This is a genomic window from Vibrio sp. 704 (assembly GCF_033339295.1).
In genome coordinates, this window is sequence record NZ_JAWOUH010000025.1 from 44,105 (window position 1) to 62,304 (window position 18,200).

22 protein-coding genes are annotated in these 18,200 nt (G+C 43.4%); 18 read left to right on the top strand and 4 right to left on the bottom strand.

Features of this window, described 5'->3' with window-relative positions:
- Positions 1-52 precede the first annotated feature (52 nt).
- The gene (locus tag R7R24_RS21965; protein ID WP_054576969.1) at positions 53-256 is read right to left on the bottom strand and encodes a hypothetical protein; all 204 of its coding nucleotides are present in this window, start codon (positions 254-256) and stop codon (positions 53-55) included.
- A 578-nt stretch (positions 257-834) separates the two neighbouring features.
- Between R7R24_RS21965 and R7R24_RS21970 the strand changes: the two genes are divergently transcribed.
- Positions 835-972, top strand: coding sequence for a hypothetical protein (locus R7R24_RS21970; protein WP_005377165.1), 138 nt, complete (start codon positions 835-837; stop codon positions 970-972).
- A gap of 61 nt (positions 973-1,033) precedes the next feature.
- On the opposite strand, the gene R7R24_RS21975 is transcribed toward R7R24_RS21970, so the two are convergent.
- Entirely contained in the window at positions 1,034-2,800 is a 1,767-nt protein-coding gene (locus R7R24_RS21975) for a sigma-54-dependent Fis family transcriptional regulator (protein WP_054579560.1), read from the bottom strand.
- Positions 2,801-3,039: 239 nt separating this feature from the next.
- Here R7R24_RS21975 and R7R24_RS21980 point away from each other — a divergent pair, with 239 nt between their 5' ends.
- Positions 3,040-4,560 carry an aldehyde dehydrogenase family protein gene (locus tag R7R24_RS21980; protein ID WP_005377169.1) on the top strand — a complete coding sequence of 507 codons (1,521 nt, stop codon included), beginning with the start codon at positions 3,040-3,042 and terminating at the stop codon, positions 4,558-4,560.
- A 126-nt stretch (positions 4,561-4,686) separates the two neighbouring features.
- On the opposite strand, the gene exsE2 is transcribed toward R7R24_RS21980, so the two are convergent.
- Positions 4,687-4,992: a T3SS regulon translocated regulator ExsE2 gene (gene exsE2 / locus R7R24_RS21985; RefSeq protein WP_005377171.1), complete on the bottom strand. Its 306-nt coding sequence runs from the start codon at positions 4,990-4,992 to the stop codon at positions 4,687-4,689.
- An 8-nt stretch (positions 4,993-5,000) separates the two neighbouring features.
- A complete protein-coding gene (exsC, locus tag R7R24_RS21990; protein ID WP_005377174.1) occupies positions 5,001-5,447 on the bottom strand; it encodes a type III secretion system regulatory chaperone ExsC in 447 nt (148 codons plus the stop codon).
- A gap of 388 nt (positions 5,448-5,835) precedes the next feature.
- On the opposite strand from exsC, the gene R7R24_RS21995 reads away from it, so the two are divergent.
- The 16 genes from R7R24_RS21995 to R7R24_RS22070 all read left to right on the top strand — a co-directional run bounded on the left by R7R24_RS21995 (position 5,836) and on the right by R7R24_RS22070 (position 18,077).
- A complete protein-coding gene (locus R7R24_RS21995) occupies positions 5,836-6,249 on the top strand; it encodes a YscW family type III secretion system pilotin (RefSeq protein WP_054579559.1) in 414 nt (137 codons plus the stop codon).
- A 609-nt stretch (positions 6,250-6,858) separates the two neighbouring features.
- Entirely contained in the window at positions 6,859-7,719 is an 861-nt protein-coding gene (locus tag R7R24_RS22000; protein WP_005377191.1) for an AraC family transcriptional regulator, read from the top strand.
- A 148-nt stretch (positions 7,720-7,867) separates the two neighbouring features.
- A complete protein-coding gene (locus R7R24_RS22005) occupies positions 7,868-8,848 on the top strand; it encodes a T3SS regulon anti-activator ExsD domain-containing protein (protein ID WP_025768113.1) in 981 nt (326 codons plus the stop codon).
- A 12-nt stretch (positions 8,849-8,860) separates the two neighbouring features.
- Complete coding sequence (locus R7R24_RS22010; RefSeq protein WP_053304384.1) at positions 8,861-9,289, top strand: YscB family type III secretion system chaperone; 429 nt, start codon at positions 8,861-8,863, stop codon at positions 9,287-9,289.
- Entirely contained in the window at positions 9,286-11,160 is a 1,875-nt protein-coding gene (gene sctC, locus R7R24_RS22015; RefSeq protein ID WP_054579502.1) for a type III secretion system outer membrane ring subunit SctC, read from the top strand. The genes R7R24_RS22010 and sctC overlap by 4 nt, the downstream gene beginning before the upstream one ends.
- Before the next feature lie 5 nt (positions 11,161-11,165).
- Positions 11,166-12,467 (top strand): type III secretion system inner membrane ring subunit SctD, encoded by a 1,302-nt coding sequence (sctD, locus tag R7R24_RS22020; protein WP_005377197.1) that lies wholly within the window; start codon positions 11,166-11,168, stop codon positions 12,465-12,467.
- The gene (locus R7R24_RS22025) at positions 12,454-12,657 is read left to right on the top strand and encodes an EscE/YscE/SsaE family type III secretion system needle protein co-chaperone (protein ID WP_005377198.1); all 204 of its coding nucleotides are present in this window, start codon (positions 12,454-12,456) and stop codon (positions 12,655-12,657) included. Before sctD ends, R7R24_RS22025 begins: the two co-directional genes overlap by 14 nt.
- A gap of 18 nt (positions 12,658-12,675) precedes the next feature.
- Entirely contained in the window at positions 12,676-12,924 is a 249-nt protein-coding gene (gene sctF, locus R7R24_RS22030) for a type III secretion system needle filament subunit SctF (RefSeq protein ID WP_005377199.1), read from the top strand.
- 3 nt (positions 12,925-12,927) lie between these two features.
- On the top strand, positions 12,928-13,287 hold the full coding sequence (locus R7R24_RS22035) for a YscG family type III secretion system chaperone (protein WP_005377200.1): 360 nt from the start codon (positions 12,928-12,930) through the stop codon (positions 13,285-13,287).
- The gene (locus R7R24_RS22040; protein WP_025768115.1) at positions 13,284-13,919 is read left to right on the top strand and encodes a YopR family T3SS polymerization control protein; all 636 of its coding nucleotides are present in this window, start codon (positions 13,284-13,286) and stop codon (positions 13,917-13,919) included. The genes R7R24_RS22035 and R7R24_RS22040 overlap by 4 nt, the downstream gene beginning before the upstream one ends.
- An 8-nt stretch (positions 13,920-13,927) precedes the next feature.
- Positions 13,928-14,272, top strand: a complete 345-nt coding sequence (gene sctI, locus R7R24_RS22045) for a type III secretion system inner rod subunit SctI (protein WP_005387149.1) — start codon at positions 13,928-13,930, stop codon at positions 14,270-14,272.
- Positions 14,272-15,018: a type III secretion system inner membrane ring lipoprotein SctJ gene (gene sctJ, locus R7R24_RS22050; protein WP_086012989.1), complete on the top strand. Its 747-nt coding sequence runs from the start codon at positions 14,272-14,274 to the stop codon at positions 15,016-15,018. The genes sctI and sctJ overlap by 1 nt, the downstream gene beginning before the upstream one ends.
- Positions 15,011-15,676: a SctK family type III secretion system sorting platform protein VscK gene (gene vscK, locus R7R24_RS22055; RefSeq protein ID WP_054579523.1), complete on the top strand. Its 666-nt coding sequence runs from the start codon at positions 15,011-15,013 to the stop codon at positions 15,674-15,676. Before sctJ ends, vscK begins: the two co-directional genes overlap by 8 nt.
- On the top strand, positions 15,655-16,293 hold the full coding sequence (locus R7R24_RS22060; protein ID WP_005387146.1) for an HrpE/YscL family type III secretion apparatus protein: 639 nt from the start codon (positions 15,655-15,657) through the stop codon (positions 16,291-16,293). The genes vscK and R7R24_RS22060 overlap by 22 nt, the downstream gene beginning before the upstream one ends.
- Positions 16,294-16,424: 131 nt before the next feature.
- Positions 16,425-16,910, top strand: coding sequence for a type III secretion system chaperone (locus R7R24_RS22065; RefSeq protein WP_318119621.1), 486 nt, complete (start codon positions 16,425-16,427; stop codon positions 16,908-16,910).
- A 3-nt stretch (positions 16,911-16,913) separates the two neighbouring features.
- Positions 16,914-18,077 carry a VopS family T3SS effector adenosine monophosphate-protein transferase gene (locus tag R7R24_RS22070; protein ID WP_025768118.1) on the top strand — a complete coding sequence of 388 codons (1,164 nt, stop codon included), beginning with the start codon at positions 16,914-16,916 and terminating at the stop codon, positions 18,075-18,077.
- Positions 18,078-18,200: the final 123 nt, after the last annotated feature.

The following is an 18,200-nucleotide window of genomic DNA, read 5'->3' on the forward strand; positions in this document are numbered from 1 at the left end:
TGCCCAAGTGGCATCCTTTTTTGTGTCTGCTTTTACGGAACTTCAAGAGCGCCTAGGCGCTCTTTTCAGTGGTCGTTTTCTTGCTTTGATAAAACCTGTCTTTTAGGTAGAGAATTGCACTGACCACAAGAGCCACTAAAGAAACAGTAAATAGGGCGTACATGCTGAGAATCCATGCGAATGTGGCCGTCAAGAATGCAATGAAGGAAAACATCCTGCTGAAAGACATCACATGGCCAAGTTTGTTACTTTTCATAAACGCCTCCCGAAGCTAAGTGGGGATAGACAATTGTGGTCATATGCCACACTTTTAATTGTCTGCTCTTTTGGGGCGTTTCACACAAAAAAGTGGCTAAAGATTTCTCAAAAAAGGTGAAATATTGAACCGGTAGACAAATCGTTAAACTGAGTTGCACAGATATGACTTCGGTTGTCTATCACTTCAAAGTTTTTAACTACGCAGATTAAGGGCATGTAGCGTTATTATTATCGTATTCGAACTCTACGATACACAATTGCAAGTGAACCTACACTCGTAAGCTCATCCCTGTCGTCAGTTACAGTAAAAGCTTTTTTCTCTTTTTAACAATACCTTAGTAATTACGGGCAATTAAATCCGTTTTTCGATCGAAACTCAGATTGCACAAAAGGTGAAAAAGAGTGCTAGGTAAGCCTTTAAACTACGCCTATAATTAGCGCCCACATGGAGGATGTTTATTATATGAACATCCTTTATTTTTTGAAACTAGCAACAAGGATCCAGTAAAACATGTTTTTCTGGTTTTGTTTACGTCGACCAAGAAGGTAATTAACACAGCAAATTGAGGTTCTAAGATGACTCTTAACAAGTACTTTGTTTTCATTCCAGCAGAATTGGAACAGGAAATGCACAAGGACAATCAAGTGATCTCTGAGAAGGAAACTCAACGTCAGGCATTAGTAAAACAGGCACAACAACAAGGCGGCCTGTAAGCTAGGTTTCAAAGAGAAAGAGCACCGCAACGGTGCTCTTTTTGTATCTGAGGTCGTAGAATTAACTTAATATGCCAAGGCTTTTCAATTTTCTGTAAATGGTATTTCGGCTCACACCAAGCATACGAGACGTTTTGCTAATGTTCCCCCGGTTGGCTTGATATGTTTTGAGCAACTTATCTTCGACGGTTGCACGCAGTTCTGAAGTTGGTTCAGCGGATGCTGCTCCTTCTTGAGCTTGGCTGAGTTTCTTACTTAGGTGGGCTGGGACGTGTGTGAGTTCCAATATTTCTTCACCTTGCGCCATTAAGGCGGATACTTTGATTAAACTATCGAGTTCACGCAAATTTCCTGGCCATGAGTAAGACAGCATCAGAGAAAGTAGGTGAGGGCAAAGCTGTTGTTCAGATTCGGCGTGACGCCGATGAATGTTCTCAATCAGTTGTCGTTTGTCATCACGTTCCTCAAAGCGAGGTAGCTCAATGATCAAGCCATTAAGGCGATAATACAAATCTTGGCGGAACAATCCTTCGCTGACCAAATGTTCCAGATCTTTATGCGTGGCTGCAATGATTTGCGTATCGACTTGAATGCTTTGGTTTGAACCCACGGGAAGCACGGTTTTATCTTGCAATACATGGAGCAAGCGGCTTTGAGCTTCCAAGGGTAAATCTGCGATTTCATCCAGAAACAAAATCCCTTTGTGTGCTTGGCGAATTTTCCCCTGATAGCCTTTGCTGTTTGCGCCAGTAAAGGCACCGGCTACGTAGCCAAATAATTCAGATTCAACCAGATCTTTTGGTAGCGCTCCGCAGTTAACGGAAACCAACGGTCCCGTTTTTCTCTGGCTGTTTTTATGAAGCGCTTTCACAAACTCGTTTTTGCCAACACCAGTCTCTCCGAGAATCAACAAACTGATGTCTTTATCGATGACGCGATTGGCTTGCTGCCAACAGTGCTCAACTGCGGAGTCGCCATAATGAAGATCATTGGACGCCGCTACAGCACGAGACTTGACCTTGCTATCTTTATCGGTAAGCGGTTTTGTTTTGAAAACGAAAGGGTGCTCATTTCCCCGAGTGGATAGAATGTCGTCTAAGGATTGCCCAATGATACTTTTTTGCGCAAAAAGTTGAGAGGCTACTTGATTGTGAGCCAAAACTTGTCCGTCTTCATTTGCAATGATAATTCCTTGCCAACCACTATTCAGTAAACCTTTTTCGCACGCTAAATCCACACGAATATGCCCTTGTGGAATCAAGTTAAGTAGTTGATTCTCCACTTGCTGGACCATGTTTTGTACTAGTACTTGCGTTGAGAAGTCATGTCTCTTTTGCTCGCTCGTAATATCTAATACGCCAATGAGGTTACCAAGATGATCGAAAATAGGATTAGCCGAACAGCTAATAAAACGATGGTGTTGGATAAAGTGCTGATCACCAATAACAGAAACGGGCTTTGCTTCAACCAAGGCTGTACCAATCGCGTTGGTGCCTTTGACCTTTTCTTGCCAGCATGCTCCAGAGCTTAGCGAGATTTCCGTTAACTTCTCACGAAATCTAGGCTGTCCCCAACTGCCGATGATGACACCATCTGAGTCTGTCAAAATTAAGCGACTGTCGCTATGAGCAAATAGCTGATTAAACAAAGGGAGTGCACATTGAGTGACTGCCTCTAGCAAAAAATTGAGTTGGTGACGCCTATCTTGGAGCGTTGCTGGCGTTACTCGAATATCTTCAGGGCGTCGACGCTGTTTTAAACCCGCTTGTTCACTTCTGACCCATGAAGTTGAAAGCCAATTGTTATCGCTAATGTGTTGAAGTTCCATGACTGTACCATTTTGTCACAGTGAGGGTGTGCCATTTTGGAACACTTGAACATTGGTGTTCACACCATACATCCGCTCAAACATCGCTCACTTGGTTTGTTATCGCTTGGTAATCATAGTTTTACATTTAATTAACAACAAGTGTGGCGTAGTTGGCGTGTGACTTGCGTAATGCTCTTTGTGAACAGTGCGATACGACACTGCAATAACACATTGAACGAGAAACAAAAGGAAGAGTTATGATTTATGCACAGCCAGGTAGTGAAAATGCCATTGTTAACTTTAAATCGCATTACGATAACTTTATCGGTGGGGAATGGGTAAAACCAACGGGTGGTGAGTACTTTGACAATATCTCACCAATCAACGGACAAGCGTATTGTAAAGTTGCTCGCTCCGGCGAGGAAGATATTAATTTAGCACTGGATGCCGCGCACAACATCAGAGCAAAATGGGCCAAAACCAGCGTGACAGAACGTTCGAACATCTTGCTGAAAATTGCTGACCGTATTGAGCAGCATCTAGAAGAGCTTGCAGTTGCAGAAACTTGGGAAAACGGCAAACCAGTTCGCGAAACCTTGGCGGCAGATTTACCTTTAGTAGTGGATCACTTCCGTTACTTCGCTGGCTGTATTCGCGCACAAGAAGGCAGTGCGGCAGAACTGGATGAGCACACCGCAAGCTACCACTTCCCAGAACCGATTGGTGTGGTGGGTCAAATTATTCCGTGGAACTTCCCAATGTTGATGGCGGCTTGGAAACTAGCACCGGCACTAGCGGCGGGTTGCTGTGTGGTATTGAAGCCAGCAGAGCAAACCCCAACATCCATTCTGGTTCTGATGGAAAAAATCGGTGACCTTCTTCCTCCTGGTGTCATCAACGTTGTAAACGGATATGGTTCTGAAGCGGGTCAAGCATTAGCAACCAGCAACCGCATTGCGAAACTCGCTTTTACCGGGTCTACGCAAGTTGGCAACCACATTCTGAAATGTGCAGCAGACAACTTGATCCCATCGACAGTTGAGTTAGGTGGTAAATCTCCAAACATCTACTTCTCAGATATCTTCGATTACGAAGATGAGTATCTTGATAAGTGTATCGAAGGTACGTTACTTGGTTTCTTCAACCAAGGTGAAGTTTGTACTTGTCCATCTCGCGTACTGGTTCATGAAGCGATTTATGACAAGTTTGTAGAGAAACTGACGGAACGTGCACAGCTGATTAAACAAGGTAATCCGCTCGATACCGATACTCAAGTCGGTGCTCAGGCTTCTCAAGAACAGTTTGATAAGATTTTAAGTTACCTGGAAATCGGCCGTGAAGAAGGCGCAAAAGTGGTCTTTGGTGGTGGAGTGTCAGAACAGCCAGAGTCTATCAACCAGGGGTACTACATTCAGCCAACCATGTTGGAAGGCCACAACAAGATGCGAATCTTCCAAGAAGAAATCTTTGGCCCAGTGATTGCTATCACCAAATTCAAAGATGAGGCTGAAGCGTTGGAAATCGCAAACGACACCGAATATGGCTTAGGTGCAGGTGTTTGGACACGTGATGCGAACGTCGCATATCGTATGGGCCGTAATATTGAAGCTGGTCGAATCTGGATTAACTGTTACCACGCTTACCCTGCACACGCAGCGTTCGGTGGTTACAAAAAATCGGGTATCGGGCGCGAAACGCACAAGATGATGCTGGATCACTACCAGAATACTAAGAACTTGCTGATTAGCTACAGCATCGACCCGTTAGGCTTCTTCTAGTGAAACTAAGTAATTAATAAAGAAAAAGCAGTATGAATCAAAACCCCGAATCTTCGGGGTTTTTTATTAGCGTGAGCTTGTCGGCTGAAGGTTAACTTAGATGTTTAACCTGCTTATATTGTGATATCAGGAACGTTGAATTATCGCCACTTTTCGTTCCATAAGCTTTTCTACGGCGGCGTTTTGCTTGTCAATATTGAGTTGAGGATCAAAGTCCAAAACGCGATTGCAAGATTCGAGACTGGCAAATTGATTTAAACATTCACCAAGCTCTCTTTTAGAGCTTGTTCGCGTCATACTGCTTTCTGATGAGGAGAGTAGGGTGACTTTACGGCCATGAAACGTTCCTTGCGGCACTGCATCACTTTGCTGCGCTTGTTGAACGTCATGAACCGATGAATTGGTGTATGTGGATTGGATGTCATTGGACATAAAGACACCTAAACTCTCAAGTCTAAAGTTTGTGGCATCGGTGGTGCCTCATCAATGGTTACATGAGAAGACAATAACGCTTCCCACGACTCGCTGTGCGTCAGCAATTCTGCTAAAGCTGTTTCAAAATATTCGTAATCCAGTCGCCTAATGTTAATGAGTCGGTTTAAACATAGGACATGTCGGTGGTTATCTAAACTAAAAAATAACTGGTGCTCAGGCCAGTGATAATTAAAGGCCAAGAAAGAGCGATAGAGATCGGAATTTACAATTTGAAGGCCAACAATCTCAGCTTCGAGCTGCAAAGTTGTCGATTCAGGATGAAAGATGATATGCACCCTTAGATTATCATCAAAGGCTAAGCTTACTTCATTTTCCGTTAGATGCAGTGCAGGCAAGCCTATTTGATGAGCAAACTTTAGCAAAATCTCATCGATAGTTTGGCGTGCTGACATAGGAATAGTCCCTTTTGAAATTTTATCAAGGAAAATATTAGATGTATCTCTTCATGTTTATCAATATTAGTCGGTTGTTATTATATTTTGGCTTTTAAATGTGTTGAGAGAAATAGAACGGCAAAATTAAATGTGTTCAGATGCATATCTCAAAGGTAATGAGATATATGAATATCATTTTTCTCTAATGAACTTCAATTAAGGAAAGAATGAAAGAGAGCAGAAACTGTTTTTGAAATTACAGTCCATGTTAACTACGTGTTGTTGAAAAATGCGATTTATTGTCCGCTTGTAGTATAAATATAAGTTGATCTTTTATATTTTTACATAAAGAATTGTGTGAATTTCAAATGAGCTAGATTATATAAAATACGTTTATGGGGTCATAATGAACAATTCTATATGGGCTGGTTTTATTGGGTTATTCATACTGAGTGGGTGCAGTCAGACTGTGTCCGTCAATGGGGTGGATGGCTTTGATACACAGAGTCAGGCATCAGTCTATGGTTGGGTTTCTGTCGACGGCTACTTTCCACCTTCGATTACTTCTCTTGAAGTGGAAATATGTAAAGTTATTGATAATCAATGTCTTAAATCGGCATCTCAGAGCTACCAAGGCGTTCAGTTGCCTGTGCAGTATTCGTTTTTAATTGCACCAATTCAAGCTGGTGAAGGAAAAATGAAGATTATTGGAAAGCTTTATTCAAACGGTGAGCTCGTTGCTGAAAAAGAAAAGAACTATTTATTTTTAGAGGGAAATAAACAAGAAAACTTGATTCTTGTTCCAAAAATAAACAGATAAAATTTTAAGTACTACATTTTTATTAGAATTTTCTAATTTATAAAAATAAAGACCATATCTTTCCTGTTGTGAAAGATTTGTTGTCTTTTATAAACATTAATTACATGACTTTGAAGTCATCGGGTCAGTTGTTTTTTAGACTCATACTTGTTGCAAAAACAGTATTTTTTATGATTATATCTCGCTCCTTGAACACGTTGGCTTGGCGTTTTAGGCTATAAAACATACATTTTTATGATTTTGGAAATTTAATTTTGTTCTAGAAACGATGCCGAAATCTATTTAATTGTATTCTAATGTATAACAAAACAACCAAACTTAAATAACGAAATGATATTTAAGTTTTGGCTAATGATAAACGCTATCTGATAAAAATAATAAAGACGGACAGCAGAAATTTACTAAGTCAAACTTTTACCTTTAGGTAAAGGTAATGCTTGGGTTATTCGCTAATTATTCGGGGGGTATGGTAAGTGATAGAACTTCTATGCTCTTTTCTTTGCTTCTTTAATTCATACAGCAGTACTTAGAAATAACAACAATCAAAGTAGTGCTTTGAAAGTTTCTCAACATTTGCACTGAGAAACTCAAAATAATGAAGGGTAGAAAATGGATGTGTCAGGCCAACTAAACTCAGAAAGGGTCGACTCGAGTTCACGAAAAATTCGTAGTTTTTCCTGCTATGAAAAATCTGACGAAGTATTTCACTCAGACCAGTCTCACATTGTTGTCGTTCACAATGGTCAGCTTCGAGTTCAAACAGGTGATTGCACAATCGATGTTGCTGCAGAAAATGGGGTATTTCTATCTCAAGGGGATTACTTGTTAGAGTACTCTCCGCTAGATGGGGCATACAAAGCGTCGATTATTGCTTACGACAATGAACTCGTTAGTCAGTTGCTGCAAAAACACAGTGATCTCTTGATGATGCTACCTAAGGTAGACAAAGTTTGTTCTGGTTTGTTTACTTTTGGTTTGAACATACTCGTTGAACAAGTGCTTTCTAGCATGCAGACGCTTGAGCAACAAGCGTACCCTGATGCCATTATGTGCCTAAAATACGAAGAACTACTCATTCTCTTGCTACACAGCAAAGGAGGAGAATCACTGTATGCGTTGCTGTCACAACAAACAAACCGTACGTCGGAACGGTTACGTCGATTTATGGAACAGCATTACTTAAAAGAATGGAAGTTGACAGACTACGCGCAGGAGTTTGGTGCCAGCTTAACCACTTTTAAAGAGCTTTTTAATGAGCACTATGGCATTTCTCCAAGAGCTTGGATCAGTGAGCGTCGACTACTGCATGCTCATAAACTGCTGTTGACGAGCAAGATGAGCATCGTAGATGTGGCGATGGAGGCAGGGTTTTCCAGTCAGTCTTACTTTACGCAGAGTTACCGTCGTCGTTTTGGAACGACCCCAAGCCGCGTACGTTCGGGAGACGACCAAGTGGCTATCGCGAAATGAAATGACTTGGGACTAAAATTTTCTGACTAATTTTGAAAGTCACTCACCAGTGTAAATTCTATTATGTATCGTGTAACAACGAACGATTAAAAATTATTACATCTCTTTCTTTCTGGATTGTTCGAAAGGGGTGCGGAGACGAACATAAATGAAAAAGCAGCATTGGCGACGCCGTTCGCTTTTTCCAGACAGCATAGTGACACAGCGGAAAGTGACTGTTTTACAAAGAGGAGCTCGTTATGAAAGCGCCTCGAAACCTACGCAGGATCTCAATGTTGTGCACGTCAATCACCGACAATTGTTGAGTGAAGGCGTCATAAATTATGAGCAGTTATCTTTACTTCAACGTTTGTTGGATAGAAATGTCGTCGATAGCCTATGCGCTAGCCAGTTAGTTAAAACGTATCAAAAACTTGGTGCTTCGATAGACCGGTTTGCCATGCGTTTATTTTTGGAAATTGGATCGCAGCTCAGTGATAGCAGCACAATCACAACGTTCGAACAAAGGCTGGACTACATCAACTCTCGTCTGGGCTTTCGCTTTAATTTGGCTGTCCCAAAAACGTTGATGCTTTGTTTCCATTTATCACTCAACGAGTGGATTAACCGACAAGTCGATCAAAGTGCTCTTCATGCTTCGATTAAAGTTGAACAACTTATCAATCAACTCGATATTCAGAAGGAATATTGGTCGAAGCTATCAGGGGAAGACACCAGTGCCGTCTTTGTTCAACAGCAACTCGATCTTATTAAGAGCCAGCAGCATCAACTTAAAAAGCAACTTGGGACGTTAAGCGAACAACAGTTGCAAGTGATTGAATGTCATCGTTCGTTAATTGAGAAGTGGCAACCGTCTTTAGACGAGCTGAAAGGGTTCGCGGAGTACACCTCGACAACCGAACAATTTATTTCTGAGTGGAAAAATTGGTGTTCGGAAGTGCGACTTGAAGCCCCTGAGCTGAACGAAGTTTGGGATGCATGCGATGTGGTTTACAACGACCAAAATGCGGTTGCGAAAGTATGGCAATGGTTCAAGAACATGCAAACTGTTGGTGATATCGATCACTACTATTTTGATACTCAAAGTGGTCAGTGCGGCCAGGCTTGCAATCACCTCAGCCAGATCTAAATAGGGCGTTAAATGTTAGATAAGATGATGAAATCTTTAGCGGAAGCGCTAAAGGTAGGGGATTTTATTGCCTCAGAAAATGGTTCTTACAACATCGAGGTTGACCAGTTATCACTGACCATCAAGCAACGTGCGTCATGGATTTTATGGGAAGCGACGTTACCCTTCCAGTTTAAAGAGCATCTAGATTATCAACAAGAACAAGCGTTACAACGTTGCATGCAGCTCTCATTAAAAACCATTCGTGAGGATGGCGGCGTACTGACAACCAATGATGATCAGCAATTGATTTTGCAAAGTAAAGTACGGGTTGAGGACTGTTCGGTGGAACGGTTCTCTGCTTTGCTTTCTAAGCACGTCAATCTATATGAGCGTTACATTGCATTATTGGAACAAGAACGCGTGAACCACACAATCAACCATACAGTGTGGTTACCATGATGCTAAAAATCTTTCCCAACATTAGGCGTGCTGTAACAAAGGCATTGTTATGCGCAGTGAGTGTTGTTCCTTTGGGATACGCGCAAGCAACAGACTTACACTGGCCCGAACAACCGTTCCGCTACTATGCAGATAATGACTCATTAAAAGAGTTGTTGAATAACTTCGGTGCAAATTATCGTGTCTCGGTTTCTGTTAGTGACAAAGTCAACGATCGAGTGAATGGGCGTTTTACCCCTGAAGATCCGGCGGAATTCCTCGATTACTTATCGCAAGTGTACAACTTGATGTGGTATTTCGATGGAGCCGTCTTACATGTCTATAAGGCGACAGAAACTCGCTCACGTTTACTTCAATTGGAATTACTTACGGCTAGAGAGCTACGCAGTACGTTAATTTCCACCGGCGTTTGGGATTCTCGTTATGGTTGGAGAGCTGCTGAGAGCAAAGGGTTAGTCTATCTTGCGGGTCCTCCACGTTATGTCGACTTAGTGGTACAAACGGCGGAGGCATTGGAAACGCGCTTGCTGCAGAAATCGAATTCAACCGACGAATTATTCGTTGAGATAATTCCTTTGAAGTACGCTTCTGCAACGGATAGAGAAATTGCATATCGCGATCAGACAATTACGGTCCCTGGCATCGCATCGGTGTTAAAACGGGTCGTGTCTGGTGTTCAAACTCAAGTGACAAGTGCGTCTAGCAAAGAAGTTACCAGTTCAGATAAGCCTGTAAAAAGTAATAAAACCGCCTCAGTTCATGGTGGCGCAACAGTTGAAGCAGAGCCGGGCCTTAATGCGATTATCGTTCGTGATACTCAAGCACGATTACCGCTCTATCGTAAACTGGTCGCGCAATTAGACCAGCCGCAATCAAGAATTGAAGTCGCGCTATCGATTGTCGATATCAGTGCCAACGATTTAAGTCAGTTAGGCGTGGATTGGCGAGCGGGAGTGTCTGTCGGAAACAACCGCATTGTCGATATCAAAACAACAGGTGATGTGAATTCGGGGGATGTGACGCTCGGCAGTGGACAGAACTTTAAGTCCTTGCTTGATTCAACCAACCTAAATTACTTGCTGGCTCAAATTCGTTTATTGGAATCCAAAGGCAGTGCTCAAGTGGTTTCAAGACCAACATTGTTAACTCAGGAAAATGTCGAAGCGGTACTGAACAACAGCAGCACGTTTTACGTCAAGCTGGTTGGTAAAGAAACCGCAGCGCTGGAAGAGGTCACGTATGGCACGTTACTGAGAATTGTCCCACGTATCGTTGGTGATAGATTTGCTGCACGACCTGAAATTAACCTGAGCCTTCATCTCGAAGACGGTGCAAAGATCGCTGATGGTGGCGTCGATGACCTTCCTTCCGTTCGTAAAACTGAAATCAGCACCTTAGCGACGGTTAAACAAGGGCAAAGCTTACTTATCGGTGGTGTGTACCGAGATGAAGTGAGCCATCAGTTACGTAAAGTGCCATTGCTAGGAGACATCCCATATTTAGGCGCGCTGTTTAGAAGTAATACCAATACTAAGCGCCGCACAGTACGAATGTTTATTTTAGAACCTCGAATTGTTGTGGATGGTATTGGCGATAGTGTGTTGATTGGCAACGAATATGACTTGCGACCAAGTATCGGCAAGCTTAACAACATCTCCAACAATAGCGCTGAATTTAAATCGGTAGTGGAAGTATATAGCTGCACATCGAGGGTTCAAGCCGAGCGCTATCAACAAGACTTATTGTCACAGCAAAAGTCGTCTCAATTAACGCAGTGCCGATTACCAACAGGGCAAAAGGGTTGGCGGGTGAAAGTATTGGAATGTGATGACTCACAAAGTGAGTGTGTGCGCCCTTCAGAGGAGTCTTAACCGCGATGCAGCAATGGAAAATTCGTATTTTATCAGGCGTGCATACCGGAGTAGAAGTCACCTTACCTGAAGGTGCTCTCGTGCTTGGCAGTGACGACTTTATTGCTGATCTTGTACTGTCTGATGCTGGGGTCGAAGCGAACCATTTCACCCTCGTTTGCCAGCAAGACTCGGTCATTTTACGAGGCTGCGAAGAGGCAAATATTAACAGTGAAGACATCGCTGTTGCAGGTGATGGTATCGAGTTGTCACGCCATGCTGTTGTCTCGGTCGGCGTTGTGAAGTTCGCTCTGGGATACGCGGAAGATGCGTTAATTGTGAGTAACGTCAGCGACGAATCTAGCCAACAGAATACACCTGTGGTTGCTGTGCAACGCTCTAGCTGGAAAAAAACAACGCTCATCGCTTTGCTTTGTAGTTTTGTCCCGAGTGTCATTTTTGCCGGTATGTGGTACAGCCAAGCTAACGGAAACAACAATGAAATTGTTACAGAAGCAGAACCCATTGTTTTGGTACGTAACATCTTAGGCGAGCTCAAACTTAGCGACGTTCGCGTGGAATGGAATGCCGCCGCACGCCAAGCAGTCTTAGAGGGCTATGTTGAAGACCGAACACAGAAACTCGATCTGCTTGGTCGAATTGATGTATTGGGCATCAATTACAAAAGTGACTTAAGAACGATGGAAGAAATCCGTCGCGGGGTTCGATTTATTTTGCGCAACCTCGGCTATCACCAAGTGAAAGTCGAAAATGGCGATGAGACCGGCACACTGCTGCTGACGGGCTATATCGATGATGCCAGCCGCTGGAACCAAGTTGAACAAATTTTGGAGCGAGACGTGCCGGGTCTTATTGCGTGGAAGGTTGAACTGCAGCGAGCTGGTGCCTACATGGATACGCTAAAAGCGTTATTGACGGATGCGGAGCTACTGAAAAAAGTCCAGTTGGTCACCAGCGGTGATCGCATTGAAGTTCGTGGTGAGCTTGATGATATCGAAACGACTCGATTTTACGGTGTGACCCGAGACTTCCGGGAACAATATGGTGAGAAACCGTACTTAGTTTTGAAATCCATACCTAAGGTGAGTAAAGGCACCAACATCGATTTCCCGTTTCGTAGCGTTAACTTTGGCCAGGTTCCATATGTGATTCTAACCGATAACGTTCGCTATATGGTCGGTGCAAGAACGCCTCAGGGCTACCGAATATCCAGTGTTACACCTGCTGGTATTGAGTTGGTTAAAGGCGGGCGGGTGATAACAATAGAACTTGGATATGAAGGCGAGACGAACAATGACAAATCTTGAACAAATTTTAAATAACGACACAAACGGTGCGGAAGTGCACAAGATTAAGAGCAAGCTCTTAGAAGCACAAGCGGTGGTGAAACGTCAGTTGGATTTAGGGTGCTCACCACAGCAGTACCAATTGCTACTCAAACAGTATGAAGCTTACACCGCCGCCCATGCGGTCGTTGAATCATACGAAGCTAACTAAAAAATACGAGGAAGTCTTATGTCATTTTACGATGCTAGTAACAGTGTAAACCTTGATGATGTTAAAGCTAAGTTAGAACAACAAGCGAAAGATGCCAACACAGAAGTGACGGCAGCCATCAAGAATCTAGAAACCAATGCCGATGATCCATCAAAGCTTGCCGAGCTTCAGCACGCGATCAACAAATGGTCTGTTGTTTACAATATCAATGCGACCACTACTCGTGCGATTAAAGATGTGATGCAGTCGATTCTCCAGAAGGTGTAAAGCATGGAACGAGAAACGCGCCAACTGCTGGCTGAAATCGCGCTGATGGCAACAGGTATGCATCGTCATCAAGAAGCCAACACGATTGCAGATGGCCTTGAAGCAAGCTCAGGTTCTGAAGAGACCGTTGCGATGATTCGTGCAATGAGCCTCATGAATAAAGGCTTGTATGAAGAGGCTCATCAATTACTCGAACCACTTTGTAACGCCTATCCAGATCTGATCAGCTTAGCGGCTCTTGCTTCTGCCAAAGCCGGTTTACTGAGCAAAGCGGAAAGCTGGGTAGAACTTGCGTCACAAGGAAGCGAAGAAAGCCAAGCATTTGCTGCGAGCTTTTCTCAGGACATTAGGAATCTTGGATGATCATTGATTCAAGTAACCTAAGTCTTCAACACCAATCTTTGCGTCAGTCGGAGTCGCGCCATTATGAGCGGAGCGATGAAGACAAGATGAAAGCACTCATGGAGCGAAGTGACAAGCAAGAGCAAGTTTCACATGTTTCTCCAAAAGAGACGCTAGAGAAAACAGAAGCGAAACTGGCGGAGATTAAAGCGTGGTACGAATCATTAAAAGACGCAGAGGTTGTCAGTAAACAAAGTGTCTTATCATCGTTAAATGAAGCGTTTTCCGACCCTCAAGTTAAACGAGAGGCAATGTGGTACGCCTTTCATGAGGCGAAGAGTGCAAAAGGCAACGAGCAGCCACAATCTGATTTGTTAAAGGTGTTGAAGCAGGAGTTACTAGGGAATTTTTCGGGACAGCTTATTGCCGAACCACCTGCTGATAAAACAGCACTAAAAGCAATGCTAGCGCAGCATTTTCCACTGGGTGCCCAGAAAGAACAAGCCTTATGGCATTGCTGGGCAGAGTTGAAGTCGTTACCTGATATGGCATCAACACTGGACATGGTTCGTGATGAACTTAGCTTCATGATCCAAAAAAATGCGATGGTGAAAAACATCATGACTCACAGTCACAAGTTAGATTTATCTTAGGAGTACATATGATAAACACGCAGTACACCGAGGTGATGCAAACCAACATTGATAAGTTACAGGATGCGCAAGTCGAAGACGGTTTAAGCGAACGTTTTGAGCAAGCCATGTCGGTTCCCGAGGCAAGTAATGGCCTGGAGGGAGGTTTGCTAGAAAACATCAGCGAGTTGAAAAACACTATCGATAACGCGAAAAGTAACCTGCAAGACAACATGAAGATGGTGGGTGATGATCCGGCGCAATTACTGCAAATGCAGTGGGCGCTGACACGCATTACTTTTCAAGAAGAGCTGATCGCGAAAACCGTGGGTAAAACCACACAAAACGTAGAAACCTTATTGAAGGCACAATAGTGATGATGAATAAAATGAGAGCAGTTTTCATCATGCTCACGTTGTTTCTGGTAGGTTGTCAGACCGAGTTATACACCAACGTTACTCAGAAAGAGGGTAATGAGATGTTGTCGATCTTACTATCCGAAGGTGTCGTTGCAACAAAAGAGCCTGACAAAGACAACACCGTCAAGTTAATGGTAGACAGTTCCCAAATCGCCTTCGCGGTAGACGCGCTAAAGCGAAAAGGTTATCCAAGAGAGCAGTTTTCCACACTGAAAGAAGTGTTTCCCAAAGACGATTTGATCTCGTCACCATTAGCAGAACGAGCACGTTTGGTATACGCGAAATCTCAAGAGCTCTCCTCAACCTTATCTCAGATTGATGGCGTGCTAGTGGCACGTGTTCATGTTGTTTTGGAAGATCAAGATCTGCGTCCAGGAGAGCGTCCAACTCCAGCTTCTGCCTCCGTATTTATTAAACACGCGGCAGATATTGCGCTTGATTCATATGTTCCGCAGATCAAATTATTAGTGAACAACAGTATTGAGGGGTTGAACTACGATCGAATCAGCGTAGTGATGGTACCCTCATCAGAGGTTCGAGTTGCTACTCAAAACAATCAATTTAAAAGCATTTTGTCGGTTCAGGTCACCAAAGAGACGGCGAATAATCTTATCGCCATTTTGGTGTTCTTGGTAGCGGCACTCATCGGCTCGAATATCGCTACTTTTACATGGTGTCGTAGGAACACGAAGCGTGGTTAAACCAGAAACACCACTCGCGCAGGTACAACACCAGTTTAACTATGCGCCTTGCCAGTACATCCATAGAAGTTGGATAGAGCAAAAGCAGCCTTGGTTACTAAATATCGAAGGCTGGAGAGATAACCCCATGTTCAACCAATGGTGTATCAATGAGTGGGCGTTATCTCCCGTTCCTGAGATGGCTTTTAACAGACCTTGTCATAGTTTGGCATTGCTCCCGACAGACGCGTTGAATCAACTCGTATTGATGGTGGGTGGAGCTTTGCATTGCGTTGCGATGCGAAGCGTTGTCTTAAAACATCCTAAACAGGTTCTGAACAACGTATTTGGTTTGGAAGGCGCTCGGTTCTTAATTCAAAACGGGCCGATGCTGTTATCCTGCTGGCCGCAAGGCTGGCAGCGTTCGTTACCAGAACTACTGGATGAAAGGTCTGTTGAAGCAAGCATGAGGGCGCTGGGATATTTTTGGATGAGGTTTATTTTGATTAACTCACCGGAAGATGTTGTTCTTCGTTGGCAATTCAAATTGGAAAAGCAACTTAGCGAAAACGCGGAAACAGCTAACTGGTTGGAAGCGGATCAACGAGATCTGGCGTATCGACTCACAAAAAAAATCGCAAAACAGGTTATTCCTCAATGGTTTCATTTGTTGAAATAAAAACAGACAATTTGCAGCTGGCACCTGGCTTAAAGGTGCTGAAAGCGAAAGATTATGCCAGTTATCTGGATTCGCAACACTTAGTTGAAGCCGCGAACTCCAAAGCTGAAAGCATCATTGCTAATGCCCAACAAGCCTACGAAACCGAAAAACAACGTGGTTATCAAGATGGCCTTGCACAAGCCAAGATTGAAAATGCGCAAACGATGGTTGAAACCTTAGCACGTTGTAATGACTACTATCAGCAAGTCGAAGAAAAAATGACAGGTGTGGTGTTAGAAGCAGTACGTAAGATCATCGATACCTTCGATGATGTCGATACCACGGTGAGTGTAGTTCGAGAAGCGTTGCAACTGGTGAGCAACCAAAAGCAGGTCATTTTACATGTCCACCCAGAGCAGGTTGTTGAGGTGAGGGAAAAGGTGGCTGGTGTATTAAGTGATTTCCCTGAAGTCGGTTACGTTGACGTGGTAGCAGATGCGCGCTTGAAAAATGGAGGCTGCATTTTGGAAACAGAAGTTGGGATCATCGACGCCAGTATTGATGGACAGCTGCATGCATTAAAGCAAGCCATGGTGAAGCAGCTCAGCGAGCGTAAAATTACGATTCATGAATAAACCTCAAAAACTCAGCACTTGCTGAGTTTTTTCATTTTAATGCCTTTAAACAAAAAAAATCCGACCATTTCTAAAATATTCACTGCCATAAATCCTTAAGAATACATCTAAGAAAGCTGCTTAGTTGATAAGTGTTGCAACCAAGCAGCGCCTCTAAAACAACAAAAATAGGATTATTTAGTCAAATGGCTAATGGATTTATAACTTCTTTACTGACAGATTTTGCCAGCCGCTGCCAATTGGAGCCGTTGGTTTTTGATGAGGATGATTGTTGCCATCTACTCGTTGAGCAAAACACAGCAATCACAATTCGTGCACAAGAAGATCGTGTGACGCTTATCGGGCTGATTTCAGGTAATAAACCGAGTGCTGATATTTTGCATCAACATATGAAAGATGCCTTAACGCAAGGCTCTCCAGCGGTATGCTGGGAGGAAGAGACCGGATATATCGGTTTCATACACCTGCCTCAGCAACTGCTAACTGCATCTTTTTTCGATGAGTCATTTGCGAATTTCATCGAGTGGTTAAAAAGTGCGAATACACAAGAAGTAACCAATAAAACAACCGAAGTACCGGAAACGAATACCACTCATTTTTCCACATTAAGGGTTTAAAACATGATCAGTTTTGGAAGTGTTAGCGCGTTGCAGGCTGCCATGCCGCAAGCTCGTAACGAGATACTTAACGAAGGTAAGCTGAGTATTGGTGGCAAAGAATACCAAATTAACGCAGCGACCCAAGAATTTACTCGCGCCAATCCTACGAATGGTGCAGTAGCGCGATTTTTTGAAGCGACAGGAAAACTGTTTCGCGAAGGTAGCCCACAATCGGTAGCGAAAGCCCTTACAAAAGCCGTATTTGATAATGAGCAAGGACAAGCTCAGCGTTTACAAGCTGCTTCTTCTGTTGAGCATGGACAAATGTTCTTCAAAGATGGAAGCATAAAAACCGCATCAGATGTCTTAAATGCCTTTGCGAAGTTAGACAGTAAATCAGTTCAGTCGAACTCTGCTGAGCTAAACCAGTTAGCAGAGCGAGCGATGACAGAGGCAATGTTAGAAACCGATTCTGGTAAAAACCTCACATCACTGATTGGCGAAAGTGCAGCGAAGTCGCTTGCTGGACGTGTAGTAAAAGACTACGGCGGTGGTGTATCTGCAGCGCAGAAAAACCCGGCAGGTAGCATTAATCAAATGCAAGCGGTGTTTGATATGGAGGTGATGCATCTTAAATCGGCGCAACGTCATATCGAAGGTCTAGCAAGCACCGATCTAAGCCAAGGTGTATACGCTGAAGGACTGGCAGAGGACGCGTTTAACAAAAGTGGCGTAACCAATAATGTTGAAAGAGCTGCGGCGTGGATCATTAATGCTTCTAACTCTAAAGGAAACGATGCTGAAAATATTACGTCTTTACTGAAAGAATACGCGTCTAATGGTAAAGACTTATTGAATATGGAAAACCTAAAAGAGCTACACGCTCGATTGGTGCCTAATGTTGAGCGTGATTACCGAGGGCCAAATATTTCGGGTGGCACTTTGCCTTCAAGTATTGGCGGTGAGGGCATGTTAAAGCAGCACATTGAAGGCTTTTTGAAAGAGAACCCTGTAGAAGATAAAGACTTAGGTAAACATTTGTTCGCCGGAGTTATCGGGTACCATGGCTTTACCGATGGAAATGGTCGCATGGGGCGTATGCTATACGCGATAGCAGAACTTCGTAACGACTCGTTCAATCCTTTAGCTATGGATGCAGAAAATAGCCTTCACGGTATTAAGTGATTTTTTACTTCTATTTAATTTTTGGAGCGGCGATTGCCGCTCTTTTATTTTCAGCCCTAAACCACCTACTTCAGTAGGTGGTTATCATCCGTTTCGGCTTTGCCTGTAAAACTACTCATGCTA